This window comes from Enhydrobacter aerosaccus, from assembly GCF_900167455.1.
In the GTDB taxonomy this organism is placed as follows: domain Bacteria; phylum Pseudomonadota; class Alphaproteobacteria; order Reyranellales; family Reyranellaceae; genus Reyranella; species Reyranella aerosaccus.
Map to the genome: position 1 here is coordinate 1 of NZ_FUWJ01000008.1, position 24,765 is coordinate 24,765.

Consider the following 24,765-nt stretch of genomic DNA (forward strand, 5'->3'; position numbering starts at 1 on the left):
TACTCGATGAAGCCGATGTCGGGCGTGGAGCCTGGATAATTGTATCGCATCCAGCTGAGGTCGACGAGGAGCTTCTCGTTGAGGGCCTTGAGGCGGAGGCCGGCGATGGTGTCGAGCTCGAAGGAGGCGCCGGTGCCGGGGAAGCTGACGTTACTGCCCCACAGGCTGGCATAGGCCGATAGCGGCACCTTCTCGCTGACCTGCGGAGTCTCGTAGCCGAAGCCCATCTGGAAGGCAGGGTTGCGCTGGGTCTGCGAGATGCCGCGATAGGAATAGTCGGTGGCGATGGCGAAGTTGGCGTTGAAGGTCCCGCCGAACGGACCCTTCCACGTCTCCTTCTCCGCAGGTGCTGCCGCCGTCTGTGCCTGTTGTGTGGGCTGCTGATCTGACGACGATGCTTGCGTTGGCTTATCTTGTGCCTGAACGGCTCCCGCTGCATACAAAGTGAATAATCCAACGCCAATTGCAGCGATTTTTTTAAGCATTCCCGTACCTCCGGTTGTTGTTTTTTACCGCACGCCACCTCAAGCACGTGGCGTGCCAAATCGCACAAAGTGCGAATTCACGTCCCTGGCACGGTATTTGCTTTGCGAGAATTGGATCTTTTTGGGGGCGACGGTTCCGCCCGGTGGAGGACAGCCGCAATGAAGATGGTGATGGCGATTTTCAAGCCGTTCAAACTGGATGAAGTGCGGGATGCGCTGACATCTCTCGGCATCCAAGGGTTGACCGTGAGCGAAGTGAAAGGGTTCGGCCGGCAGAAAGGCCAGACCGAGATCTATCGTGGCGCCGAATACGCCGTGAGTTTCCTGCCCAAGGTGAAGATCGAGGTCGTGATCGACGACAGCATGGTCGAACGGGCCCTCGAAGCGATTCGTAAAGCGGCCGGCACGGAGAAGATCGGTGACGGCAAGATCTTCGTCCTGCCGGTCGAGCAGGCGATCCGCATTCGTACCGGGGAGTCGGGCGTCGAAGCGCTCTAGTTCCACGGCTCTCAGGCAACCAACTCAAAATTCGAGGGAAGATCGATGAAACGTAAGCTTAGCTCCGCTCTTGCTGGCCTGGGGGCGGCCGGCACGCTGCTGCTGCCGGTGATGGCGTTCGCAGCCGACGAAAAGCCCAAGCTCGATACCGGCGATACCGCCTGGATGCTGACGTCCACGGCGCTGGTGCTGATGATGACCGTTCCAGGACTGGCGCTGTTCTACGGCGGCATGGTCCGCAAGAAGAACGTCCTGGCCACCGTGATGCAGAGCTTCGCCATCACCTGTCTCGTGACCGTGCTCTGGATGGTGCTGACCTACAGCCTCGCCTTTACGCCCGGCAACGCCATCATCGGCGGCTTGGGCCGCATGTTTCTGAGCGGCATGGCGCTCGATGCAGTGAACGACCTGGCGAAGACCATTCCCGAATCGGTCTTCATGACCTTCCAGATGACCTTCGCCATCATCACGCCGGCCCTCATCGCCGGTGCCTTCGCCGAACGCATGAAGTTCTCGGCTCTGATGTGGTTCATGACCCTGTGGGCGATCTTCGTCTACGCGCCGATCGCCCATTGGGTGTGGGGCGGCGGCTTCCTGGGCGACTGGGGCGTCCTCGACTACGCGGGCGGCACCGTGGTGCACATCAATGCCGGTGTTGCCGGTCTGGTCTGCGCGCTGGTCCTCGGCAAGCGCAAGGGCTACGGCACCGACAACATGGCGCCGCATAACCTGGTGCTGAGCGTGATCGGTGCCTCGCTGCTGTGGGTCGGCTGGTTCGGCTTCAACGCCGGTTCGGCGGTCGGTGCCAGCACCAATGCCGGCATGGCCATGGCAGTGACGCAGATTGCCACCGCAGCCGCGGCGCTGGCCTGGATGTTTGCCGAGTGGATGTCGCGCGGCAAGCCGTCAGTGCTCGGCATCATCTCGGGTGCCGTTGCCGGTCTGGTCGCTATCACGCCGGCCTCGGGCTTCGTCAATCCAGTGGGCGGGCTGGTGATCGGCATCGTCGCCGGCGTCATCTGCTTCTGGTCGGCGACCAGCCTCAAGAAGGCGCTGGGCTACGACGATTCGCTCGACGCGTTCGGCGTGCACGGCGTCGGCGGCTTCGTCGGCGCGATCCTGACCGGCGTGTTCGCTGTCGAAGCCGTGGGCGGCGACGGCAAGAAGGGCCTGATCGACGGCAATGCCGGCCAGGTCCTGACCCAGCTCTGGGGGTCGCTGGTGACCATCGCCTGGTGCGCGGTGGCGACCTTCATCATCCTCAAGATCATCGACGCGATGATCGGCCTGCGCGTCACCGCGGAAGAGGAAGTCGAAGGCCTCGATATCAACCTGCATGGTGAGACGGTGCACTAAGGCACCGCTCGCAGCCGAAACGGGAACGCGTCTCCTCCCCCGTTCCCGCCTGCCATCTTCGTCGGTGGCATCAAACTCGGGTCCGGCGGCTTGTCCGCCGGCCTTTTCTTTGAGGGCACGCGTGAAAAATTGACGGCGGCGACACGACGCGCCACTCTCCGGCCGTCCGCCGACCGCCGGGAGTAAGCCGATGAAACTCGTGTCCGCCATCATCAAGCCCTTCAAGCTCGACGACGTGCGCGATTCACTGACCGGCGTCGGCGTCTCTGGCCTGACCGTCAGCGAAGTGAAGGGTTTCGGGCGCCAGAAAGGCCAGACCGAGATCTATCGCGGCGCCGAATATCTCGTGAGCTTCCTGCCCAAGGTGAAGATCGAGATCGTTGTCGACGATTCCCAGGTCGAGCGGGTGGTCGAGGCGATCCAGAAGGCGGCCCATACCGGCAAGATCGGCGACGGCAAGGTCTTCGTCACGCCCGTGGAGCAGGCCGTCCGCATCCGGACCGGAGAAAGCGGCTCGAACGCTCTTTAGCCGCCGGCTCTTTCCTCTCCCGACCGCCCCGGCTATTTTACAGCCCCAATAAGAAGAATGGGGCGGGGGAGTCGTGTTCAAGTCTATCAAGCGAAGCACCGCCTTGGCGGCGGTGGTGACGGCTGTCCTGGCGTCCACGGAACCGAGTGCCTGGGCGGCCGGCCGGCCGACCATCGATACCGGCGATACCGCCTGGCTGCTGGTGGCGACGGCGCTCGTCCTGATGATGAATATTCCCGGCCTGTCGCTGTTCTACGCCGGAATGGTGCGCAAGAAGAACGTTCTGGCGACGGCGGTGCAGGCCTTTGCGGTCGCCGCCCTGGTCACGGTCCTGTGGTTCGCCGTCGGCTATTCGCTGGCCTTCACGGACGGCAACACCATCAATCAATGGCTGGGCGGATTGAGCCGGGCTTTCGGGGTCGGCCTGCATGGCAGCGTCCATCCGCTGGCGCCGACCGTGCCGGAAAACGTCTTCCTGATGTATCAGGCGACCTTCGCCATCATCACGCCCGCCATCATCGCCGGTGCCTTCGCCGAGCGCATGAAATTCTCGGCCATGATGTGGTTCATGGGCTTGTGGCTGTTGTTCGTCTACGTACCCGTGACCCACTGGGTCTGGGGCGGTGGCTTCCTGGGGACAGCGGGCGTACTCGATTTCGCGGGCGGCCTGGTCGTGCATCTGAATGCGGGTATCGCGGGCCTGGTCTGCGCGCTGGTGCTGGGCCGGCGCGAGGGATACGGCCACGAATACATGGCGCCTCATAACCTGGTGCTGACATTGATCGGCACGTCGCTGCTGTGGGTCGGCTGGTTCGGCTTCAACGCCGGTTCGGCCTTGAGCTCGGGCGAGCTCGCGGGCGACGCCATGCTCAACACCCATGTCTCCGCTGCCGTCGCGGCGCTGGTCTGGATGGCGATCGAGTGGGGGGCGCGCGGCAAGCCCTCGGTGCTCGGCGTGTTGTCGGGCGCCGTCGCCGGCCTCGGCACCATCACGCCCGCGGCCGGCTACGTCGAACCATGGGCGGCGATGGTGATCGGCCTGGTGGCGGGAGCGGTCTGCTACTGGGCGTCGGTCGTGGTCAAGACCCGGCTGGGCTACGACGATTCGCTCGACGTCTTCGGTGTCCATGGCGTCAGCGGCATCGTCGGCTCGGTCCTGGTCGGTGTCTTCGCGACCCGGGCGGTGAACGATGTGGAGCATGGCGGCGCGGTCGGGCTGGTCGATGGCCGCAGCGCGCAGGTCCTGGCGCAGCTCTATGGCGTCGTGGTGATCGCGGCCTTCTCGGCGATCGTCACCTGGGCCATTCTCAAGATCATCGACGTCATGATCGGCTTGCGCGTGACGCGCGACGAGGAGACGGAAGGTCTCGATACTGTCCTGCACGGCGAGCGGGTGCAGTAACCGCGCCGCTGCTTCACAGGCCGGCGGCTTCGACGAGACAAAGCTCCGACTCGAAGGCCTGTGCCAGCGTTATCACAAGCCCGTTCTCCAACGCCTCGCCGGTCATCTCCAGCTGCCGCCCGCTATCGAGACGGACGTGATAGCGCCGCTGCTTGTGAAGGCCACGCAGCGTGAAACGGCGTGTTGGCTGGTCGCCGGCCAGTCGGAAGGCGAACAGCACGCCGGATAGGCCGTCCTTGGCGGCGAACCATTGCGCCGCCCAGTCGCCGTTACCATCGGGCGGCGGCGATCGGGTCAACGCGTAGCGGTCGCCGTGCTGGATGATGGCGCGCAGCCGGCTCTTGTAGAGCGCGACATGATGCGTCGCGGTGGCGATGTCGGCCCTGGTCCAGCGATGGACGGGCGCGCTGATGCCGAAGGTGCCAAGCATCGCCACGCGCAGTCTGAAGCGCAGATCGCCGCGGGGATCGACGAGGCTGGGCGGCTGGTCCGGCGTGTCGCCGCGCCCCGGCCAGTCGATCAGCCAGTCGTTGCACACCACCGCCGGATGGGCGAGCTGGATGCCGAAATGGATCGCGAGCTTGCGCAGGGCGCCGCTCTGGTCGCTCATCCAGTTGACGTGGGCATGGGCCAGGATGCCGCCATCCATGCGGCCCGCACCACCGGCGCACATCTCCAGGATCAGGTCCGGAAAAGCACCGCGGATCGCGTCCTGAAGGCGATAAAGTCCGCGATAGTGGGCAACGAGCGGATTCTGTCCGGTCAGATCTTCCGGCAGATCGGGTGCCCATCCGCCGATGCCGAGATCGGTGTTGAAGTCCCACTTCATCCAATCGATGCCGATGATGCGGATCAAGGCGGTGATCCGGTCGAAAACGTGGTGCCAGGCTTCGGGCACGCCGAGATTGAGCACGGCCCGTTCGTCCGCGGCCGGTGGCTTGCCGTCGATATAGTGCAGCCACTCGGGATGGCTCTGGCGGATTGCGGAGCTCGGGCTGATCACCTCGGGCTCGAACCACAGGCCGAAGCGCAGGCCGGCCTCGCGACATCGCAGGGAGAGATCGCGCAGGCCCCTGGGGAAGCGCTGGCGGCTCACGCGCCAGTCCCCGGTGCGCTGGTCCCAGTCCGCATCCGATTCGCCGCTTTCCGTCCGGTACCAGCCCGCATCGACGACGAAGACCTCGCACCCGAGTTCCTTCACCGTCGGGATGAGCGGGACGAGCGCCTCCGCCGAGGGCTCACCGGCAAAGGGATACCAGCTGTTGAACTGCACCGGCATCGGCCGTTCTGGATCCGGCCGGTGGGCGCGTCGATAGTCATGCAGCTGGCGCGTGGCGCCGTCGAGGTTGTCCTCGAAGCGACCGAACAGCACTGTCGGTAGCTGCAGGCTTTCCCCGGCACGGAGATGATGGCGAAAGCGCCAGTTGTTGAAGCCGCCGAGAACGACGGCCCCTGTCTCCCGTGGCTCGACGCGCAGCATCCAGTTTCCCGACCACAGGATCTGGCAGAGATAGGTGGCCTTGGCCGTTCGGAGCGCGACGTAGGGCTGGAACTCGAACCCGGTCTTGCCCGTCCGGCTCTCCAGGCTGATGGCGCCGGCGGAGGGCGTGGTGCGGACGATCGCCGCTTCCTCTTTCCATTCGCCGGTGAGGTAGAAGATCTGCTCGATGGGTTCGTGCACCGAGACCAGGAGGCCAAGCGTCGCGCGCAGATCGACTTCGTCCGGCCCGCCGCTGTGGCGCAACACGGTGCGCCGGACCAGGAGGCCGGTGAGTTCGTCCAGCACCAGCGACACGTCCGCCTCGAGCGGATGGTCTGCCGCCTTCAGGGTCAGCGCACGGCTGTAGCGATTCGCTTCGGTCCAGGACACGGCCGTCCATGACAGAGGGCGTTCCTCGTCGCCGACTGCGGCCAGCGGCGCCGCCACCCCTTGGTCGAGCGCATGGCGGGCCGCAGCCGGGCTCGTCGAGGGGAAGCAGTCGATGGCCAGGGATGATCCCCGGAGACTGATCTCGTAACGATGGTCGGGCGCGATCAAGGCCCGAGCGCCGTCTCCGGCCGCATCCTGCGCCAAGGCCAGGCGATCGAACGCCGACAATGCTCCAGAGCTTCCCAAGGCCGTGCCCGCGACGAGTAGATCTCTTCGCTTCACACCATGCTCCCGTCGGCGAATGAAGTCGTGACTTCAGCGCGTCGGCCCCTGTCCCGCAACATCGAAGCCACCTGCCAATGCGGCCCATCGCCTCAAGAACGCTAGCTATTGCGTTGTTGTTAAAGGTTAATTCGTCAAATACAATGAATACAGTCGTCGGTCCGCGCTGTCCCTCCAGCCGGGTCGATTGGGTTGCCCGGCCGACGCTTTCGGCCCAATTGGATGGTTTAGATGTTCAATCCGCGCCTCACCGAGACGCTGACCGATTTCCCATTCGCGCGGCTGAACGCTCTTCTCGCCCCGGTGACGCCTCCGTCACACCTGCCGCTGATCAACATGTCGGTGGGAGAACCCCAGGGGGCGATGCCGGCTTTTGCCCGCAAGATCGTGGCGGAAGAGGTCGAGGGCTGGAACAAGTATCCGCCCAACCAGGGTCTTCCCGAGCTCAATCTAGCGATCTGCGAGTGGCTGAACCGGCGCTACAAGCTGCCCAAGGGGCTGCTCGATCCCGCGCGGCACGTCCATCCGACCGCAGGCAGCAAGGAAGGCGTCTATATCATCTCGACGATCGCGACGCCGCAGCAGAAGGGCGGCGGCAGACCGATCGTGGCGCTGCCCAATCCCTTCTATCAGGCCTATCTCGGCGGCGCCGTCCTGTCCGGGGCCGAGCCATTGCTGGTGAACGCCAACGCCGCGAACGGCTTCCTGCCGGACTACGAGGGCATCGACGATGCCACGTGGCAGCGCATTTCGGTCGTCTATCTCTGCTCGCCGGCCAATCCACAGGGCGCGATCGCAAGCGCGGACTATCTACGCAAGCTGATCGGTTTGTGCCGCAAGCACGATGCCGTGCTGGCCGTCGATGAATGCTACGCCGAGATCTATACCGGCGATGCTCCCGTCGGCGCGCTGCAGGTGGCGCTCGCCATGGACGAGACGGGTGGCAAGGATCCGTTCCGCAATCTCGCCGTCTTCCATTCGCTGTCCAAGCGCTCCAACGCCGCTGGACTGCGCTCCGGGTTCGTTGCCGGCGATCCAAAGCTGGTGGCGATGGTGTTGCGCTGGCGCACCTACGGCGGCCCGCAGATTCCCTTCGCGATCCAGAAGGCCTCGGCAGCCTTGTGGCAGGACGAAGTGCATCCAATTGAAACCCGCGAGTGGTATCGAAAGAATTTCAAGGTCGCGGAGCAGATTCTGCACAATCGCTTCGGCTACTATACGCCCGGTGGCGGTTTCTTCCTGTGGCTCGATGTCGGCAACGGCGAGGCAGCGACACGCAAGCTATGGGCCGAAGCGCATGTTAAAGTGTTGCCAGGCGCCTACTGCTGCCGCGAGACCGACGGGATCAACACGGCCGAGCGCTACATTCGTGTGGCCTTGGTCCACGACGAGAGCACGACACGCGAGGGCTTAAGTCGCCTCGCGTCGGTGCTCTAGGGGGAAGCTGCGACATGGCCATCATGTCGGCGATGCAGCACAGGATGACGATCCTGCCCGAGGGCGGGCGGGATTTCTTGCGTCGCCGCATGATGGAGCTTGTGGGGGTCGCGCTCGCCGGCGGCGGCGTGATGCTGCTGATGGCGATCTTCACCTTCAGCAACGCCGACCCGTCGCTCAATCATGCGACCGGCAATCCGCCCAACAATCTTCTCGGCCTGCCGGGCGCCTATATTTCCGACCTGCTGCTGCAGACGTTCGGGCTGGCGATCGTGCTGGTGCCGATCGCCATGATCACCTGGGGCGTCCGCCTGGTGCGCACGCACCATCTCGGCTTCTTCGGGCTTCGCCTGTCGCTGCTGCTGCTTGCCGTGCTGATGATGAGCGCCGCCTGCATCGGTCTCGGCGATGTCGGGGGCGCGGCGACCCACGCCGGCCCCGGCGGGCTGGTCGGTACCGCGCTGATCGGTCGCTTCCGCGAGTTCGTGCTCGCTCACTCGAGCGGCGGCAGCCTGACGCTGATCGAGCCCGCCTGTGCGGCGCTTGCTTTCATCGCCATGGCGCCGGCACTGGGCATGAATCGCACCGACCTGCCGCTGATCTTCCGCATCCTGCGCGCGCCGTTCCTCGGTGGCGTCTGGCTGATGCGGGCGGCCGTTGGTCTGTGGCGCGGCCGGCCCGAGTCGCTCGACGAGCACGGCGACCCACCGGCGCCCGAGATCGGCTATGCCGAGATCCCGGGCGAGATCGATGCCAGCCAATACGATCCGGCCCGCTTCGACAACCAGTTCGACCAGATCCCGGAAGAGGGCGCGGCCCTGCCGCCACGCGGTTCGCTTCTCGTCGATGCGCCGAACGCGCCGATCGAACGGCCGACACCCGACATTCCTCCATCACCGGCGCCCGTGCACCCTGCCGTGCCCCCGATGCCGTTGGCGACCGAAGTGGCCACCCCGGACTCGCTGGGCGAGCGAACCCTGTTCGATCGTCTGGCCGGTGGCTTCCGCATCGAGCCGATCCTGGGCCGACTGAGGGCGGCGGCGCCTGCGCCCGCTACCGCGGCGGCGCCGTTGCCGATGGAAGACGAGCGTCCGACCGAGGTCGTTCGCTTTGCGCCGCCGGCCGAGCCCGAAGTCGATACCGAGGAAGAAGCCGAAGGCGCGGGCGAGACCGAGGAACTCGACGAGAATCCCTTCACGCCGGACGCGCTTGCGGCGGAGCCTGCTGCGGCCGCGGCCGCGGCGCCGGGCGTGAAGATCGTGCCGCGCAAGTCCGGAACCACCCAGGGCAAGCGCGCCGCGAAAGGCGGCCAGCGCGAGCTCAATCTCGGTGGCGATCATTACGAACTGCCGCCGCTCGACATTTTGTCGCTGCCGTCGCGCGTCTCGGCCGAGACCAAGATCGACGAAGGCGCGCTGGAACAGAATGCACGCCTGCTCGAGACGGTGCTGGAGGATTTCGGCGTCAAGGGCCAGATCGTGAAGGTGCGGCCAGGGCCGGTCGTGACGCTCTACGAGCTGGAGCCAGCGCCCGGCACCAAGTCGAGCCGCGTGATCGGCCTTGCCGACGACATCGCCCGCTCGATGAGCGCGGTGTCGGCACGCGTGGCGACCGTGCCCGGCCGCAACGTGATCGGCATCGAATTGCCCAACGCGCGCCGCGAGACGGTGTTCCTGCGCGAACTGCTGTCGACCCGGCAGTATGAGGACAACCGCCTCAACCTGCCGCTGGCGCTCGGCAAGGATATCGGCGGCGATGCGGTGATCGCCGATCTGGCGCGGATGCCGCATCTGCTGATCGGCGGCACCACCGGTTCGGGCAAGTCGGTGGCCGTGAACACGATGATCCTGTCGCTGCTCTACAGGCTGCCGCCGGATCGTTGCCGCTTCATCATGATCGATCCCAAGATGCTGGAGCTCAGCGTCTATCAGGATATCCCGCATCTCCTCACACCCGTCGTGACCGAGCCGCGCAAGGCGATCGTCGCGCTGAAATGGGTGGTGCGCGAGATGGAGGGTCGCTATCGCGCCATGAGCTCGCTCGGCGTGCGCAACATCGCCGGCTACAACGAGCGGCTGACCGAAGCCAAGCGCAAGGGCCAGGCTCTCACGCGCAAGGTGCAGACCGGCATCGATCCCGAGACGCGGCGGCCCACCTTCGAGGATCAGGAGATCGATCTCAATCCACTGCCCTTCATCGTGGTCATCATCGACGAGATGGCGGACCTGATGCTGGTGGCGGGCAAGGAGATCGAGGCCGCCGTCCAGCGTCTTGCCCAGATGGCGCGCGCCGCCGGCATCCACGTCGTGATGGCGACGCAGCGCCCTTCGGTCGACGTCATCACCGGCACCATCAAGGCGAACTTCCCGACCCGCATCTCGTTCCAGGTCACGTCGAAGATCGACAGCCGTACCATCCTGGGTGAGCAGGGCGGCGAGCAGCTGCTGGGCCAGGGCGACATGCTCTACATGGCCGGCGGCGGCAAGATCGCCCGCGTCCATGGCCCGTTCGTGAGCGATACCGAGGTCGAGGAGGTGGTTCGCCATCTGCGCGCCCAGGGCGCTCCGGCCTATATCGACTCCGTCACCGACGATCCGGAAGGCGAGGAGGGCGGCGGCTTCCCCGGCGAGAGCGAGGATGGCGAGAGCGACCAGCTCTATGACCAGGCGATCGCACTCGTGGCGCGCGAGCGCAAGTGCAGCACCAGTTTCATCCAGCGCTATCTGCAGATCGGGTACAACCGCGCCGCGCGCATCGTCGAGCGCATGGAACGCGAAGGGGTCGTGAGCGCCGCCAACCATGTCGGCAAGCGCGAGGTGCTGGCGCGCGACATCGACGATCGCACGCGTTGAGCGTGCGGGGGGCCGTCGATCTCGGCACAACGAGGTAGACGTGCCCTTGCGTTCTCACATTGCCAATCCCCTGTGGTCGCGGATCCTGCCGATCGCGGCGGCGCTGATGGTGGGAGCAAGCCTGACGGGGCTCCTCCAGGCCAAGAGCGGTCTTGTCATCACCATGGCCGCCGCCTTGCTGGGCGGCGCTGTCTTCTCGGCCGTCCATCACGCCGAGATCCTGGCCGCACGGCTGGGCGAGCCGTTCGGCTCGATCGTGCTGGCCATCGCGGTGACCTCGATCGAGGTGGCGCTGATCGTGTCGATCATGCTGTCGGGAGCGCATGGCAGTGAGGAAGTAGCCCGCGACACCGTCTTCTCGGCCATCATGATCGTGCTGAACGGCGTCGTCGGCGTCTGTCTGGTGCTGGGTGGAAACCGCCATGGCGAGCAGACCTTCCAGCTTCACGGCGCCTCCGCGGCCTTGGCGGTCCTCGGCACGTTGTCGCTGCTGGTGATGGTCCTGCCGAACTTCACCCAGAGCGTCCCCGGCCCGAACTTCACCAGCGCGCAGCTGATCTATGTCGCGGCCATCTCGCTCGTGCTCTACGCCGCCTTCATCTTCGTCCAGACGATTCGCCATCGCGACTATTTCCTCGAGGCGACCGACGACGAACACGAGCCGAGCCAGCGGCCCGGCGTGGCGCTCGCTTCGGAAAGTCTTGCTCTGCTCCTGGTGTCTCTGGTCAGCGTGGTGCTGCTGGCCAAGATGCTGTCCTATCCGCTGGATGAGGCGATCCAGGCGGCCGGACTGCCGCGCGCCGTGGTCGGCGTGATCATCGCCGCCATCGTGCTGCTGCCCGAGGGAATCGCCTCGGTGCGCGCGGCCCTGGTCAACCGGCTGCAGAACAGCATCAATCTCGTTCTGGGGTCGGCCTTGGCCAGCATCGGCTTGACCATCCCGGTCGTGGCCGGCGTTTCCCTGCTCCTGGGCAAGCAGCTTGCCCTCGGCCTGACGCCGGAGAGCATGATCCTGTTGGCACTGACCCTGTTCGTCGGCACGCTGACGCTGGGAACCGGCCGAACGACATTGCTGCATGGAATGATCCATCTCGGCATCTTCGGCGCCTTTCTCCTTCTGTCGATCGTCCCCTGAGCCGGTCCGTTGTGCGGCCGTTTTGAACGCACGCTTCGGTACGCTCTTGACAATTGACATTACAATTGTAATGTCATTTTATGAGAGACAATGTAAATGGCTAAGCGGGCGCGGGTCTATCAGAGTCCCTTGCGCGATGCGCAGGCGGCCCTGACGCGTGAGCGCATCCTGATGGCGGCCAAGGACTATCTCGAAAAGAACGATATAGAGACCCTGACCCTGCGGCACCTGGCCGAACTTGCCGGTGTCTCGGCACCCACCGTCTATTCCCATTTCGCGACCATCGACGATCTGGTGACGGCCTTCTTCCAGTGGCTGAAGCCACGCCTGGGCTTGCAGAAGCCGCTGCCTGATCTCGATCACTTCGCCGAACTGCCCGCGGACCTGTTCGGCCATTACGAGGAATACGGCGCCCTGCTGCGCAACCTGATGAACCGGCCGGCATGGGATCGCCAGCGCCACGCGGACAGTGGCAAAAGGCACGGCCCGTGGGTGGATGCGGTCGGTACGGCCTTGCCCAAGCTCACCCCGGATCAGCGACGCCGTGGCGCGATGGTGGCGTCGGCATTCTGGACGCCCACGGTGTGGCGCTGGCTGCGGGATACCTGCGGCTTCACGCCCAAGGAGGCCGAACAGGTCGCCGGCTGGGCGGTCGCGGCGCTCGTCAAGGCGCTGAAAGATGATCCGTCGGGCCTGGCGGGCCGAGTACGCGATATCGGAGTCCGGGGGAAACTGCTGGAAGGGGTGAAATCGTGATCCATCACTTCTCCCTTCCGGCGCGCGATCCCGTTAACGTCGCCAAGGTGCTGGCCAAGCTGATCGGCGGACGGGCCTATCGCTTCTCCGGACCATTGCCCGGGGCTGCCATGGCCGTCAGCGGCGATCGTCACGGCACGATGATCGAGGTGTATCCGGAGACCATCGTCATGGCTCCTGGTGACGATGAGGCGCCGGTTGCCTATCGTTCGCTTCCCGGTGATCGTTCCTACATGGGCTTCCACGCCTTGCTGTCCGTGCCTCTCGACCGGATGGCCATCGAGCGCATTGGTGCCGAGGCCGGATGGCGCACGAAATTCTTCAGCCGCGCGGCGCCGGGTCGGCCGCCGGTATTCCATGTCGTCGAGGTCTGGGTCGAGAACCGCTATCTTCTGGAAGTGGTGCCGGCCGAGATGATCGCGGTCTACGAGGCGTACATGCAGCCGGCGCAGATGGAAGCGCTCGATCTGTCGCTGACGCCCTAGCCGCACCACATGCCGCAAGCCAGAGGGGGAGAGTCATGACTACAGAGCCGTCTGCAGATGTCCTGATCGCCGGTGCCGGCCCGACCGGCCTGTCGCTCGCAATCACCTTGCGTCAATACGGCATTCCCGTGCGGATCGTCGATCGCGCCGCGGCGCCCAGCTCGGTCTCTAAGGCGCTGGCGCTCTGGAGCGCCAGCCTGGAGGCTTTGCAGGCCCTGGGCGTCGTCGAGCATTTCGTGGCTGATGGTCAGCGCCTCAACGCCCTGTGCATCGGCGATGGCGGGCGACGGCTGGCGACGCTGGCCGTGGGCGAGGGGATCGACAGCCCGTTTCCGTTTCCCCTTCTGTTGCCGCAATCGCGTACCGAGCAATTGCTGACCGCCCGTCTTGCCGAACTCGGTGTCACGGTCGAGCGTTCGGTCGAGCTGGCCGGCCTGACACAGGACGGCCAGGGCGTCACCGCGACCCTGACTCATGCCGACGGCCGGAAGGAAACCGCCACGGCCAAGTATGTGGTCGGCTGCGACGGGGCCCGCAGCGCTGTGCGGCAGGCGCTCGGCATCACCTTCGAAGGCTACACCGAACCGCAGACCTTCCTTCTTGGCGACGTGCTGATCGATGGCGGTGATCTCGATCATCGCAGCATCTATCTGTGGTGGCACAACGGCGGGACCGTGGCGCTGTTCCCGTTCGAGACCGCGACCTGGCGCGTGTTCGCGATGCGCGCCGACGATCCGTCGAACGGCAGCGAGCCTACCAGCCTGGAGGAATTGCAGCGCGCCATCGACGACCACGGTCCGCACGGGCTTCGCCTGCGCGACCCGAGCTGGCTCTCGGTCTTCCGCATCAACGAGCGCCTGGCGGCGCAGTACCGCGTCGACCGTTGCTTCCTTGCCGGCGATGCCGCCCACATCCACTCGCCGGCCGGTGGCCAGGGCATGAACACCGGCATCCAGGATGCGGTCAATCTCGGCTGGAAGCTGGCCTACGTCCTGAAAGGCGTCGGCAATGCCGCGTTGCTGCTCGACAGCTACGAAGCCGAGCGGCGCCCGGTGGCCAAAGCGGTGGTCGACGCGGCCGCGCAGAAGCTGCATCTCGCCTTCGGCGGCAACAAGCTCATGACCCTGGCCAAGGATATGGCCGTGTCGATCTTCGGCAATATGCCGGCCGTTCAGCGCAAGCTGCAGGTCGAATTGTCGGAGACGGAGATCATCTATCGCGACGGACCATTGGTGGCCCTGGGCGGCGGCAAGCGCAAGGCCAAGCGCACCGATGTCGGCAGCCGGGCGCGTGAGGCGACGATCGTCGAAGCGGCCAGCGGTAAGAGCCACGGACTCTGGCCCTATCTGTCGACCGGTCACCACAGCCTGCTGATCTTCGAGGAGGGCGAACGCCCGCTGACGGCGCCCGGCATCGTCAATGAGGCGGCCCAGCAGCTCCAGGTGCTTCGTCTCGACGGTCGCAGCGACCCCAAGGGCGAAGTGCGGGAACGTTATCGTCTGCGCGGTCCCGGCTGGGTCCTGGTTCGTCCCGATCAGGTCGTCGCCGCCCGTGGCGAGGGCGACGACTTCAGCGTGTTGCAGGCCTATGCGGCACAGGTCCTTCACCCGTCCTGAGCGGCGAGCGTCCCGTCAGCCCGGACCGGCTCCCTGGGTGTTGACGAACACCGCGTAGAGCGACTGGCTGGCCGCCATGAACAGCCGGTTGCGCTTGGGCCCGCCGAAACAGATGTTGCCGCACACTTCCGGCAACCGGATGCGGCCGATCAACTTGCCCTCGGGCGTCCAGACCGTGACGCCATTGTAGCCGACGGCGCGGCCGGCATTGCTCGAGCACCATACATTCCCGTCGACGTCGCAGCGGATGCCGTCGGGACCGCATTTGACGCCATCGACCATGAAGTCGGCGAACCGCTTGCCGTTGGCCGGTTTGTTGTCGGCGCCGATATCGAACACGAACACATCGCCCTTGCCGCCGGGCCCCTTGTCGCCAGGCCCTTTGCCGGTGCTGACGACATAGAGTTTCTTGTAGTCGGGAGAGAAGCAGAGGCCATTCGGATCGGGAACCTGCTCCTCGGTGACGACCAGATCGATCTTGCCGCTGGGATCGATGCGATAGCAGCTGGTCGGCAGCTCGCGCTTGAGCATGCCCATTCCCTGCGCTTGGCCGAGCGTCGATTTGAGATGTCCCTGCGGATTGACCGGTCCGCCGGCGGCGTCGGGCGCGCCTTCGTAGAGCGAGCTGCCGTAGGGCGGATCGGTGAACCAGTAGCTGCCGTCGGGATGGGCGACGACATCGTTGGGCGAGTTCAGCCGCTTGCCGTTGTAGCTGTCCGCCAGCACCGTGATCGAGCCGTCGAGCTCGTAGCGCACCACGCGCCGCGTGAGATGCTCGCAGGACAGTTGCCGGCCCTGGAAGTCGAAGCTGTTGCCGTTGCTGTTGTTGGACGGCATGCGGAACACGCTCACATGCCCGTCATCCTCCAGCCAGCGGAGCTGACGGTTGTTGGGGATGTCGCTCCAGACCAGATAACGGCCCTCGGCGCTCCACGCCGGACCTTCCGACCACAGCGCCCCGGTCCATAGCCTCATGATGGCGGCGTTGGGCTGGGCGATGGCGTTGAACGACGGGTCCACCGAGATCACGTCGGGATCGTTGAAGTAGGTGGTCGGGGCGCCATGACGACTGAAATCGCGCGGCGGGTTGGTGATGGTGCTGGGCGGCCCTGGGGGCGTCGGCGGTGACGCCTGCGCCAAGGCAAGACCGGGCAACGCCACCGCGCCGGCACCGGCGGCGGCGATCAGGCGGCGACGAGACAGATCGCGGGCATTGGCTTGCTGCGTCATGAGAACTCCTTCCAGGATTATCGGATCGGAATTATCGGGCGTTGTCTGATCGGTACGCTCGGACGCGTGGATCGGCGCTGTCGGCATTCGCGGATCGAAGAATGCGACGCGCCGGCAAAGCCTAGGGCGCTGGAATTGGCGGCACAATGAGCGTTGCCGCATGCCTCGTGCATGCCACAGCGTCCGCTTGGCGCTGTTTGCGGCGCGAAGTGCAGACGCAGCAATCGAGGTTCGACGGCCTGGGCATTTGCTCAGGCCGCGAGTGCGGCGATACCGCTGGCCCTTCGGCTACAGCGCGATGACTTTTCGCGGAATCAGGGCCGAAGCAAAAGCCATCGCGCTTTAGTCGCGACGGGGGCGGCGCAAGGTGAAGGTTTCGAAGGGAGCGATCTGACCGTCCAGGCCCACCACATCGTAATAGGTGACCTTGATCGTGGTGACGTCGCCGGGATGGGAGCCCGGATCGACAGCGAAGGCGGCGAAGCCGTACGCATGTGCGGCGTTGCGCACGGCCGACCAGGCCGCGCTCTCCTTCAGATAGATTGGCGCGCGCTTTCCCGTCTTCGGGTCGGGGGCGCCGACAGCGGTGATTACCCGGCATTGCGGCGGGTCGAAGAAGAGCTGGTTCGATGGCACGGAGGTTCCGCCGCCGCCGATGACCATATGCACCGTGCCTTTGGTGGTATCGATGACGTCGGTCGTCGTCGCGGTGGGGATCGGTGTCAGGGTCGGGGTCGATTGCCGACCACGGATCGGGTGGGAGCGTTCGTAATGATGCTCGTGCCCGCACACCACAAGGTCGACCTCGTACTTGTCGAACAGCGGCAGCCACTCTTCGCGAATCCCGAGATCCGCGCCGTTGAACTGGTCGACGGTCGAAATGGCGACCTGGTGCATGCAGACCACCAGCCAGTCGATGCTGCGGTCCGCGCGGGCGGCCGCCAGTTCCTTCTCCAGCCAGGCTTTCTGCGCGCCGGCGGAATAGCCTCGAACATAGGAATTGCCGCCGTCCTGGTAGCAGATGTCATCGTTGGCGATGCTGACCATGCGCACCGATCCGGCCGTGAAGGCGTACCAGAGCCCGCGCGTCACGTCGGTCTGACCCGCGGCCTCCGGTACCGAGAAGTAGGTCTGGTAGGCTTGGTATCCGATCGGTCCGTTGCCCAGTTCGTTCTCGTGGTTGCCGGGAGAGGGCATCCAGGGACGATTACGGGCGCTGCGGGTGTTGTTCGTCCAGAAATCCCACCACGTCCGCACCCGATCCTGGGCGATGTTGGCATAGCAGAGGTCGCCGTTGAAAAGATGGAACAGGGGATTCAGCCGTTCCACGCCGAGGGTCGTGTCGCCGGCCGCTGGCGATCCGAGGTTGTCGTTCACATAGGCCGGCGGAGAGGGAATCGTCACCCCTTCCGGCAGGACGAACTTCCGCGCCAGGGTTGGAGTGCCCTGGTCGCCGAAGCTGGTGAAGGTGAATGCCGAACGACCACGCGGCGCGGTCCGGAAGGTTCCGAACTCCGGCTGAGCGCCATCATGAAGGGCGCCATAGAGAAAGGCCGAGTCCGGTTTCAGATCACCGATCTTCGCGTGATAGGCGTAAACGGTCTGCTTCGACTTGCCGTCGGTGTAGCTCACGGGCGTCGCTGTAACCGTACGTTCGAGCCTGCCATCGAGTCCGCCGACCAACACGCGTGGATTCTGGACGGGCTGCAGCGCATGCCAGGACACCACCACTTCGGATGAGGCATCTGCACCGAACTGAAGGTGCAGGCCGGAGACCGGTGACGTCGCCGCCGCCTCAGGTGCCGTGCCGGACGCGGGAGTGGCCTGGGCCGATCCGATCGGCAGGAGCGATGCCACCGCCGCTGCTCCCCCGTAGATGCCCGCGGCGGCGAGCAATTTGCGGCGGCTGAGCTGAAGATCGATCTCATCGTTTTCCGGGGTCATGTCGGCGGCTTCCCTCATGGTTCGCAGCGCACCTGGCTGTCGAAAGCGGCCTGTCTAGTCCAACAATATGACAGCCCAAATCATCGGTTCGTTCGCCTTATCCCCGATGCGGCGCGACTGTCTCGTTTCTGTAACCAAACGGTCGTCTGTTTGCAGCCTGCCACCGCTACCCAGCATCCGACGCATTGCGGGGTTTGCATGCTGCGGCTTGATGGGGTTGTGAAACAGTTCGGGGCCAAACGGGCCGTCGATGGCATTTCGCTTGGAGTGCCGTCGGGTCAGTTCGTTGGCGTGATTGGCCAGTCGGGCTCTGGCAAGTCGACTCTCCTGCGCATGATCAACCGGCTGGGCGATCCGACCGGCGGAGTGATCCGCTTTGGCGATGTCGACGTGACGGCGCTCAAGGGGCGCGCCTTGCGGCAATGGCGGGCGCGTTGCGCCATGATCTTCCAGCAATTCAATCTGGCCGGCCGGCTCGACGTCCTGACCAACGTGCTGATGGGGCGCGCCTTCCACGCCCCGGCCTGGCGGGCCGTGCTCAAGCTGTGGACCGACGAGGAAAAGGCCATGGGTCTGTCGGCACTCGAGAGTCTGGATATCGCCCGTCTCGCGGGCCAGCGCGCCGATACGCTCTCGGGAGGCCAGCAACAGCGCGTGGCGATCGCGCGCGCCCTGATCCAGGAGCCCGAGATCATCCTCGCCGACGAGCCGATCGCGTCGCTCGACCCGCGTAACACGCAGGTGGTGATGGATGCGCTTCAGCACATCAACCGCCACTTCGGCATCACTGTCATCTGCAATCTCCACAGCCTGGATCTTGCGCGCAAATACTGCGATCGCCTCGTTGGGCTCGCCGCCGGACGGCTGGTGTTCGACGGCGCGCCTGCAGCCCTCACCGATCACGTCGCTCGCGATCTCTATGGCCTGGAATCGGCCGATGTCATCGGCCCTGCCTCCGCGCCGGGCTTCGTTCCGGGCGCTCAGCCCGGTCTGGCACTCGCCGGTTCCTGATTTCCCGTCCGCTCAATCAGCCTTCCCCGTCAATCAGCCAATCAGCACAGCAGGAGATCGCTCATGTTCAACCGTCGACAGCTCATCGGCACGGCCTTCGCCGCCGGAACGGTCGCGTTCAGCAGCAGCTCCTGGGCGGCTGGCTGGCGGGACAAGTATCCGGAGTTGGTGCTCGGCATCGTTCCGGCCGAGAACGCTTCGGGTGTCGCGGATCGTTATGCGCCCTTCGTCGATTATCTGTCGAAGGAACTCGGCGTGAAGGTCACGCTGCGCATCGCCAACGACTACGCGGCGGTCATCGAGGGACAGCGCAACGGCTCGATCCATATCGCCGGCTACGGTCCAGCCTCCTATGCGCGCGCCGTCGTCACCGGCGTCAAGACCGAGCCCTTCTGCACCACCGTCAACAACGACGGAACGGTCGGCTACTACTCGGTGTTCTATGTGCGGTCCGACAGCCCGTACAAGACCATCGACGATCTCAAGGGCAAGAATCTCGGCCTGGTCGACCCCAACTCGACCTCGGGCAACAACGTGCCACGCTTCATCCTGAACAAGCTGCACATCGTGCCGGAAAGCTACTTCTCCCACGTGACCTATACCGGCAGCCACGAGAACGCGATCCTCGCGCTCCAGCAGAACACCGTGGACATCGCCGCCAACTGGTGGAACTCGGACGAGGATTCCAACCTCACGCGCATGGTCAACAAGGGGCTGGTGAAGAAGGACGACTTCCGCATCATCTCCAAGTCCGACCTGATCCCGAACTCGCCCTACGCCTACCTGACCGACATGCCGGCCGATGCCAAGGCGGCGATCTGGAAGGCGTTCGAGGAAGCGCCGACCAAGGCCAAGGCCGCCTACGACAAGCTGTCGGACGGCAAGGATCGCGAGTTCAAGGCCGTGGATGCGAAGTACTACGAGACGGTCGTCGAACTGATCAAGTTCATCGACTCGCTGCGCAAGCAGAAGAGCTGATCGTCGCCGCGTAGCGGAAGCTGGTCCTCGTGCCGTCGCCCGTCGCCCAGCTCCCAGAGGCGCAACTGAGGCCACTGTTCGCCGCCTACGACGCAGCAGTGCGGACGCGGCGGTGGCATTCGCTGATGCTGCTCGCCGCCCTGTTGGTCGCGATCGCGCTGTCGAGCGTCGCGGCCGAAGTCTCGCCGTCGTTGTTCTGGGCCAAGATCGGCAATTTCACCGGCTATTTCGGCCGGCTGCTGCACCTCGACAGCGGCGCCCTGGTCTTTTCCGATCCGGTGGAATGGTTCTGGGGGATCGGCCGTTGGCTGAGGCTGCTCGGCGAGACCCTCGTGATGGCCTATGTCGGTACGGTGCTGGGCGCGATCGGCGCTTTCTTCCTGGCCTTTCTGGCGGCCGCCAACGTTACGCCCAATCGCTGGCTGAGCATGGCCGTTCGTCGCTTCTGCGAGTTCTGCCGCACCGTTCCGGGCCTGGTGTTCGCGCTGATGTTCGTGATCGCCTTCGGCCTCGGTCCCATGGCAGGCGTGCTCGCTGTTGCGATCCACTCGCTGGGCACGCTCGGCAAGCTGTTCTCCGAGGTGGTCGAGAACATCGACATGAAGCCCGTCGAGGGCGTCTCCTCGACCGGGGCGCCGTGGCATGTGGCCATGCGCTTCGGCGCTCTCCCGCAGGTCTCGTCCAGTTTCGTCAGCTATGCTCTGTTGCGCTTCGAGATCAACGTCCGCGAAAGCGCGGTGCTCGGCTTCGTCGGCGCCGGCGGTATCGGCATGGACCTGTTCGAGGCCATCCGCAAATTCTACTACTCCGATGTCTCGGCGATCCTCGTCATGATCGTGGTCACCGTGGCCCTGATCGACATCCTGACCGGCATGATCCGCCATCGGCTGATCGACCTCGTGGAGAAGCATTGATGCCGGATCGGCGCCAGCTCGACGTCGCGGCGCTGCGAACGCGTCATCCGCAGCACTTCGGCGGTCCGGGCCGCGAGCGTCCCGTGGCGATCGTGTTCGCCGGCATGTTCCTGCTCCTGGTGCTGGGCATGGCCAATCTCGGCTTCTTCCAATGGAAGACGATCGCTGGGATCGGCAAGCTGTGGGATGTCATCCTTCTCATGCTGCCGCCAGATCCAGGAACCTGGTCGCTCTTCCAACTTTATTTCTGGGGGCTGGTCGAGACCATCGCCATCGCCCTCCTGGGTACGCTTACCGCTGCCGTATTGGCGCTGCCACTCAGCCTGCTGGCGGCAAGAAACGTGACGGCGGCGCGACTCGTGAACTTCCTGACCCGGCGCTCGCTCGACACGATCCGCAGCGTCGACATCCTCATCTGGGCCCTGATCTGGATCGGCGTGGTCGGGCTTGGACCGTTCGCTGGCGTGCTGGCCTTTGCGACCTCCGATATCGGCAGCTTCGGCAAGCTCTTCTCCGAGGCGCTCGAGACGGCCGACCACAAGCCCGTCGAAGGCATTCTCTCGACCGGCGGTGGACGGCTGCTGAGCGTGCGCTTCGGCATCCTGCCGCAGGTCTTCCCCGTTCTGGCCAGCCAGATCCTCTATTTCTTCGAGTCCAACGTTCGGTGGGCCAGCGTCTTGGGCGTGGTCGGAGCAGGCGGCATCGGCCTTCAGCTCGCCGAGGCAATCCGGACGCTCGAGCTGCAGCAGGCCTCGTTTATCATCCTGATGATTCTGGTGGCAGTCGCGATGATTGATTTCATCTCCAGCCGTTTGCGCTTCGCCCTGATCGGCCGTCGCGAGCGCACCTCGTGACCGAGGTTCGGCCGCGTTACGCGCTCTATTATGCGCCTCGCCCCGACGAGGGACTGGCGACGACCGCCGCGCAATGGCTGGGCTGGAATCCCGAGGGCGGACGGACGCGACGTCTGGCGCTCTCGGTCGGCTTCGCGCCGGACCGGCTGGCCGAGATCACCGCGGAGCCGCGGCGCTACGGCTTCCATGGCACGCTGAAGCCGCCGATGGCGCTGACGGACGACGTCTCGGAGGCGGATTTCCTGGCAGCCGTCGGCGCCTTCTCGGTCAAGCTGAAGCCAGTGACGGTGCCCTCGATCGTTCTGGCCGGCCTTTCGCAATTCCTGGCACTCATCCCTGCAGAGCGCTGTGTCGAGCTGCATGATCTTGCCGATCGCTGTGTGGTCGAGTTCGATGCGTTCCGTCGTCCTGCCGGTGAGGCCGAGCTCGCGCGGCGGCGGGCTGCCGGTCTATCGCCCCGCCAGGAGGAGCTGCTCGTGCGCTGGGGCTATCCCTATGTGCTCGAGGAATGGCGCTTTCATCTCACCTTGACCGGCCGCATTGTCGACGCGGGCGAGCGCGAAGCGGTGAAGACCTTGCTCGGTCAGCGCTTCTCCAGCTTCGTCGACCGGCCACTCGAGATCCGCGATCTCTGCGTTTTCCGCCAGAGCGCGCCGGACCGCCCTTTCACCGTGCTGGCCCGGTTCAGGCTCGGCGGCGGGCGGCTGGTGAGTACTGAAGTGTGGCGAGCAAGCTGACGAAGGCGGTCGCTGCCGTATCGAGGGCGCCGTCGTTCACGATCGTCACCAGTCGCGGATCCTTGACCTCATAGGCCATGCCGCGGTCGAGACGGGCGAGGGCCGCCGATTCGTCCTCGCGACCCCGCGCCGCCAAGCGCTCCGCCAGCATCTCGGGCGGGGCCGTGATCAGCACCGGATAGGTATCGTCGTCGACGCCGCCCACCTTCTCGAAATGTTCGCGCGAGCCGGAGATGACGACCGTGAGGCCGGCCTTGCGCCAGGCATGGATCTCGCGGCCGATGCCGTAGTCGTTGCCGTGCGCCTGCCAATGGAAGGCAAACAGGCCATGGCTGCGGCGCAGGGCGAATTCGCGGGGGCTGAGCGCGATATGGTTCTCGCCGCCAGCCTCGGTCGGCCGCGTGATGTAGCGATGGGCGAAGACGACGGGCGCCTCCGGCGCCAGGAGTGCGCGGGCGCGGGCCAGGACAGAATCCTTGCCGGCGCCGGATGGGCCCATGACATAGACTAGGGCGCTCTGTCTTTCGGACGGCATGTCGGAGTGGCTTGGCTAGAGAACGCGCTCGCCGCCGCGCCAGACCGAGCGCACGACCGGCGATCCGCCGAGCACGCGCGTGCGCACCAGATCGGCTCGCAAGCCGGGCGCGATCTGGCCACGATCGTTGAGGCTGACCGCGCGGGCCGGATTGAGAGAGGCAAGTTTCACCGCCTCGGGCAGGCTGATGCCGACTTCGTTCGTCAGCTTGAACACGCCTTCCATCAGGCTGGCCGGGACGTAATCAGACGACAAGATGTCCGCCTGCCCGGCTCGCACGACGTCGATCGCGGCGATGTTGCCGGAATGCGAGCCGCCCAGCACCAGGTTCGGCGCCCCGACCAGCACGGCCAGGCCGGCTTCGCTCGAAGCCTGCGCCGCCTCGGGCGTGGTCGGAAATTCGGCGATGCTCATGCCGTTCTGCACCGCTTCGCGGACATGGTCGGTCGTCGCATCGTCGTGGCTGGCGAGCGGCAGGGCGCGTGCCTGCGCGCGTGACACGATCTCGTTGCGGTGACGGACGGCGTTCTTGGCGTGCAGCGCCATCGATTCGGCGCGGAAGACCTCGAACTCCTCGTTGGTCATGCCGTACTTCTTGGTGTGGTACAGGCGCAGCTTCTCGGGATCGATGAACTGGCGCTGGCCCGGCGTGTGGTCGTTGATCGAGATCAGGCCGACCAGGGGCAGATCGATCCAGCGATCGACGGCATCGACGGCATCGTTGGCGACGATCTCGCAGCGCAGATGAATGCGATGGTCCGCGCGCGTGAGAGCCCGTTCCATCGCCTCGCAGATCGCGTCCATCATGCTCTCGCGATTGCGGACGCGGTCGGTCTCGCCGCGAACGTCGCCCAGCGCCAGCGAATCGAACACCGTGGTAATGCCGGCGGCGGTGATCTGCGTGTCATGGGCCATCAAGGCCGGCACGCTCGGCCACTTCACGCCAGGGCGGGGGGCGAAGTGCTTCTCGAGATTGTCCGTGTGCAGCTCGACGAAGCCCGGCAGCAGATAGTCGCCCTCGAGATCGACGGCGCCTGCGACCTGGGAGCGGCCTTCGTCGAGCTCGGCGATCTGACCGTCGCGCACCACCACGGTCCCGTCGAATTCGCGGTCGGCGGTGACGATGCGGCCATTGGTGAAGATGGTTTCGCAGCTCATGCTTGAACTCCCGGGGGATCGACCGTGTACAGACGGGTGGCGAGCGCATCGCGCACCGCTACATCGTGGAAAATGCCGACGATCGCGGCGCCCGCGTCGCGTCGCGTTCGAATCAGGTCGATGACGCCATCCCGGTTGGCGACATCGAGTGAGGCAGTTGGCTCGTCGAGCAGGAGGATCGGGTAGTCGGCGATCAGGGAGCGGGCGATGTTCACGCGCTGCTGCTCGCCTCCGGAAAAGGTGGCCGGCGGCAGCGACCACAGACGTTCCGGGATGCCGAGAATGCCGAGCAGGAACTCGGCCCGCCGACGGGCCTCTTCCGGCGATGCCCCGAGGCGCATCATCGGCTCGGCAACGACGTCGACGGTCGCCACGCGCGGAATGACACGCAGGAACTGGCTGACGAAGCCCATGGTATGGCGTCGCACATCGAGGGTGACGCGCGGTTCGGCGTTCACCAGCTCGACCCAGTCAGCGCGGTGGCGCACGCGGATCGAGCCGGCTTGCGGCCGGTAATTGCCATAGAGGGAACGCAACAGCGTGCTCTTGCCGGCACCCGAGGGGCCCACCAAGGCGAGACATTCGCCGGGCGCGACGTCGAGCGCCACATCGCGCAGGACCGGAAGCGCAAGATCGTCCTGCGCATGCATGACGAAGGACTTGTTGAGGTCGCGTACGCTCAGAACAGGCAGCATGACGTT

22 protein-coding genes are annotated in these 24,765 nt (G+C 65.3%); 15 read left to right on the forward strand and 7 right to left on the reverse strand.

Annotated elements, in window-relative coordinates; genetic code table 11:
* The coding region (locus B5D62_RS33025) for a TorF family putative porin (protein ID WP_218191245.1) at window positions 1-443 on the reverse strand (443 nt) is incomplete at its 3' end.
* Between the two features lie 201 nt (window positions 444-644).
* Here B5D62_RS33025 and B5D62_RS22855 point away from each other — a divergent pair.
* From B5D62_RS22855 to B5D62_RS22870, 4 genes are all read left to right on the forward strand, one after another.
* Entirely contained in the window at window positions 645-983 is a 339-nt protein-coding gene (locus B5D62_RS22855; RefSeq protein ID WP_085936273.1) for a P-II family nitrogen regulator, read from the forward strand.
* A 45-nt stretch (window positions 984-1,028) separates the two neighbouring features.
* Window positions 1,029-2,339, forward strand: coding sequence for an ammonium transporter (locus B5D62_RS22860; protein WP_085936275.1), 1,311 nt, complete (start codon window positions 1,029-1,031; stop codon window positions 2,337-2,339).
* 190 nt (window positions 2,340-2,529) lie between these two features.
* Window positions 2,530-2,868, forward strand: coding sequence for a P-II family nitrogen regulator (locus B5D62_RS22865; RefSeq protein ID WP_085936276.1), 339 nt, complete (start codon window positions 2,530-2,532; stop codon window positions 2,866-2,868).
* 73 nt (window positions 2,869-2,941) lie between these two features.
* On the forward strand, window positions 2,942-4,270 hold the full coding sequence (locus B5D62_RS22870) for an ammonium transporter (RefSeq protein WP_231714910.1): 1,329 nt from the start codon (window positions 2,942-2,944) through the stop codon (window positions 4,268-4,270).
* A gap of 13 nt (window positions 4,271-4,283) precedes the next feature.
* Here B5D62_RS22870 and B5D62_RS22875 read toward each other — a convergent pair whose 3' ends face one another.
* Entirely contained in the window at window positions 4,284-6,422 is a 2,139-nt protein-coding gene (locus B5D62_RS22875; RefSeq protein WP_085936277.1) for an alpha-galactosidase, read from the reverse strand.
* A gap of 231 nt (window positions 6,423-6,653) precedes the next feature.
* Here B5D62_RS22875 and B5D62_RS22880 point away from each other — a divergent pair, with 231 nt between their 5' ends.
* The 6 genes from B5D62_RS22880 (at window position 6,654) to B5D62_RS22905 (ending at window position 14,703) form a co-directional block, all read left to right on the forward strand.
* Window positions 6,654-7,859 (forward strand): aminotransferase class I/II-fold pyridoxal phosphate-dependent enzyme, encoded by a 1,206-nt coding sequence (locus tag B5D62_RS22880; RefSeq protein WP_085936278.1) that lies wholly within the window; start codon window positions 6,654-6,656, stop codon window positions 7,857-7,859.
* A 14-nt stretch (window positions 7,860-7,873) separates the two neighbouring features.
* Entirely contained in the window at window positions 7,874-10,711 is a 2,838-nt protein-coding gene (locus B5D62_RS22885) for a DNA translocase FtsK (RefSeq protein WP_085936279.1), read from the forward strand.
* 106 nt (window positions 10,712-10,817) lie between these two features.
* A complete protein-coding gene (locus B5D62_RS22890; RefSeq protein WP_231714923.1) occupies window positions 10,818-11,846 on the forward strand; it encodes a calcium:cation antiporter in 1,029 nt (342 codons plus the stop codon).
* A gap of 129 nt (window positions 11,847-11,975) precedes the next feature.
* A complete protein-coding gene (locus B5D62_RS22895; RefSeq protein ID WP_218191247.1) occupies window positions 11,976-12,602 on the forward strand; it encodes a TetR/AcrR family transcriptional regulator in 627 nt (208 codons plus the stop codon).
* Complete coding sequence (locus B5D62_RS22900) at window positions 12,599-13,087, forward strand: hypothetical protein (protein ID WP_085936283.1); 489 nt, start codon at window positions 12,599-12,601, stop codon at window positions 13,085-13,087. The genes B5D62_RS22895 and B5D62_RS22900 overlap by 4 nt, the downstream gene beginning before the upstream one ends.
* Before the next feature lie 35 nt (window positions 13,088-13,122).
* Window positions 13,123-14,703, forward strand: coding sequence for an FAD-dependent monooxygenase (locus B5D62_RS22905; RefSeq protein ID WP_085936285.1), 1,581 nt, complete (start codon window positions 13,123-13,125; stop codon window positions 14,701-14,703).
* 15 nt (window positions 14,704-14,718) lie between these two features.
* On the opposite strand, the gene B5D62_RS22910 is transcribed toward B5D62_RS22905, so the two are convergent.
* Together B5D62_RS22910 and B5D62_RS22915 are read right to left on the reverse strand one after the other, a co-directional pair.
* Entirely contained in the window at window positions 14,719-15,933 is a 1,215-nt protein-coding gene (locus B5D62_RS22910; RefSeq protein ID WP_085936594.1) for an SMP-30/gluconolactonase/LRE family protein, read from the reverse strand.
* A 342-nt stretch (window positions 15,934-16,275) separates the two neighbouring features.
* A complete protein-coding gene (locus B5D62_RS22915) occupies window positions 16,276-17,877 on the reverse strand; it encodes a metallophosphoesterase (RefSeq protein ID WP_085936287.1) in 1,602 nt (533 codons plus the stop codon).
* A 198-nt stretch (window positions 17,878-18,075) separates the two neighbouring features.
* Between B5D62_RS22915 and phnC the strand changes: the two genes are divergently transcribed.
* The 5 genes from phnC (at window position 18,076) to B5D62_RS22940 (ending at window position 22,371) form a co-directional block, all read left to right on the forward strand.
* Entirely contained in the window at window positions 18,076-18,888 is an 813-nt protein-coding gene (gene phnC, locus B5D62_RS22920; RefSeq protein ID WP_085936288.1) for a phosphonate ABC transporter ATP-binding protein, read from the forward strand.
* A gap of 63 nt (window positions 18,889-18,951) precedes the next feature.
* On the forward strand, window positions 18,952-19,866 hold the full coding sequence (phnD, locus tag B5D62_RS22925) for a phosphonate ABC transporter substrate-binding protein (protein WP_085936289.1): 915 nt from the start codon (window positions 18,952-18,954) through the stop codon (window positions 19,864-19,866).
* Between the two features lie 29 nt (window positions 19,867-19,895).
* Window positions 19,896-20,780, forward strand: a complete 885-nt coding sequence (gene phnE, locus B5D62_RS22930; protein WP_085936291.1) for a phosphonate ABC transporter, permease protein PhnE — start codon at window positions 19,896-19,898, stop codon at window positions 20,778-20,780.
* Entirely contained in the window at window positions 20,780-21,634 is an 855-nt protein-coding gene (phnE, locus tag B5D62_RS22935) for a phosphonate ABC transporter, permease protein PhnE (RefSeq protein ID WP_085936293.1), read from the forward strand. Before phnE (B5D62_RS22930) ends, phnE (B5D62_RS22935) begins: the two co-directional genes overlap by 1 nt.
* Window positions 21,631-22,371: a DUF1045 domain-containing protein gene (locus B5D62_RS22940; RefSeq protein ID WP_085936294.1), complete on the forward strand. Its 741-nt coding sequence runs from the start codon at window positions 21,631-21,633 to the stop codon at window positions 22,369-22,371. Before phnE (B5D62_RS22935) ends, B5D62_RS22940 begins: the two co-directional genes overlap by 4 nt.
* Here the strand turns inward: B5D62_RS22940 and phnN are convergent.
* From phnN to phnL, 3 genes are read right to left on the reverse strand one after another with little or no spacing between them, the layout of a single operon-like run.
* The gene (gene phnN, locus B5D62_RS22945) at window positions 22,319-22,906 is read right to left on the reverse strand and encodes a phosphonate metabolism protein/1,5-bisphosphokinase (PRPP-forming) PhnN (protein WP_085936296.1); all 588 of its coding nucleotides are present in this window, start codon (window positions 22,904-22,906) and stop codon (window positions 22,319-22,321) included. The two genes, B5D62_RS22940 and phnN, sit on opposite strands and share 53 nt — an antisense overlap.
* 15 nt (window positions 22,907-22,921) lie before the next feature.
* Window positions 22,922-24,064: an alpha-D-ribose 1-methylphosphonate 5-triphosphate diphosphatase gene (locus B5D62_RS22950; RefSeq protein ID WP_085936297.1), complete on the reverse strand. Its 1,143-nt coding sequence runs from the start codon at window positions 24,062-24,064 to the stop codon at window positions 22,922-22,924.
* Window positions 24,061-24,759: a phosphonate C-P lyase system protein PhnL gene (phnL, locus tag B5D62_RS22955; protein WP_085936299.1), complete on the reverse strand. Its 699-nt coding sequence runs from the start codon at window positions 24,757-24,759 to the stop codon at window positions 24,061-24,063. Before phnL ends, B5D62_RS22950 begins: the two co-directional genes overlap by 4 nt.
* Window positions 24,760-24,765: the final 6 nt, after the last annotated feature.

Coding starts and splice junctions, on each gene's coding strand:
- B5D62_RS22855 (WP_085936273.1), top strand. CDS start 645: ATGAAGATGGTGATGGCGATTTTCAAGCCGTTCAAACTGGATGAAGTG.
- phnE (WP_085936293.1), top strand. CDS start 20,780: ATGCCGGATCGGCGCCAGCTCGACGTCGCGGCGCTGCGAACGCGTCAT.
- phnC (WP_085936288.1), top strand. CDS start 18,076: ATGCTGCGGCTTGATGGGGTTGTGAAACAGTTCGGGGCCAAACGGGCC.
- B5D62_RS22890 (WP_231714923.1), top strand. CDS start 10,818: ATGGTGGGAGCAAGCCTGACGGGGCTCCTCCAGGCCAAGAGCGGTCTT.
- B5D62_RS22885 (WP_085936279.1), top strand. CDS start 7,874: ATGGCCATCATGTCGGCGATGCAGCACAGGATGACGATCCTGCCCGAG.
- B5D62_RS22915 (WP_085936287.1), bottom strand. CDS start 17,877: ATGACCCCGGAAAACGATGAGATCGATCTTCAGCTCAGCCGCCGCAAA.
- phnN (WP_085936296.1), bottom strand. CDS start 22,906: ATGCCGTCCGAAAGACAGAGCGCCCTAGTCTATGTCATGGGCCCATCC.
- B5D62_RS22860 (WP_085936275.1), top strand. CDS start 1,029: ATGAAACGTAAGCTTAGCTCCGCTCTTGCTGGCCTGGGGGCGGCCGGC.
- phnD (WP_085936289.1), top strand. CDS start 18,952: ATGTTCAACCGTCGACAGCTCATCGGCACGGCCTTCGCCGCCGGAACG.
- B5D62_RS22950 (WP_085936297.1), bottom strand. CDS start 24,064: ATGAGCTGCGAAACCATCTTCACCAATGGCCGCATCGTCACCGCCGAC.
- B5D62_RS22910 (WP_085936594.1), bottom strand. CDS start 15,933: ATGACGCAGCAAGCCAATGCCCGCGATCTGTCTCGTCGCCGCCTGATC.
- B5D62_RS22880 (WP_085936278.1), top strand. CDS start 6,654: ATGTTCAATCCGCGCCTCACCGAGACGCTGACCGATTTCCCATTCGCG.
- B5D62_RS22865 (WP_085936276.1), top strand. CDS start 2,530: ATGAAACTCGTGTCCGCCATCATCAAGCCCTTCAAGCTCGACGACGTG.
- B5D62_RS22905 (WP_085936285.1), top strand. CDS start 13,123: ATGACTACAGAGCCGTCTGCAGATGTCCTGATCGCCGGTGCCGGCCCG.
- phnL (WP_085936299.1), bottom strand. CDS start 24,759: ATGCTGCCTGTTCTGAGCGTACGCGACCTCAACAAGTCCTTCGTCATG.